Raw genomic sequence first — 242 nt, 5'->3', positions numbered from 1 at the left:
ATTTATAACCGCTAGAGAGATACTGAAATGGGATGAGTTCTTTTTTCAAAATACGGTTATTACGGCCAGTAGCTGCGTAGTCGGCGTAAAAGTTTACGACCACTAAAGCAATTAATGAGCAGCACGCTACAATAAGTTTTATACGACTAATCGCTTCTTGATGAGGGCGAGTAAAGTGTATTTTTACTTTGCTTAATATAAAAACAGGTAACGCACAAAACAACAGTAAAAAGGCTATGAGC

At 37.2% G+C, this 242-nt stretch carries 1 protein-coding gene; it reads right to left on the bottom strand.

All coding sequences use genetic code 11. The annotated features are described in order from the left end of the window. The coding region (locus tag AAEY57_RS20895) for a phosphoethanolamine transferase domain-containing protein (RefSeq protein ID WP_350608769.1) at positions 1 to 242 on the bottom strand (242 nt) is incomplete at both ends.

Source organism: Pseudoalteromonas sp. MER144-MNA-CIBAN-0113 (assembly GCF_040308965.1).
Classification (GTDB): domain Bacteria; phylum Pseudomonadota; class Gammaproteobacteria; order Enterobacterales; family Alteromonadaceae; genus Pseudoalteromonas; species Pseudoalteromonas tetraodonis.
Note: the sequence above shows the minus strand (reverse complement) of the source record. Positions and strands in the feature narration are given on the sequence as shown.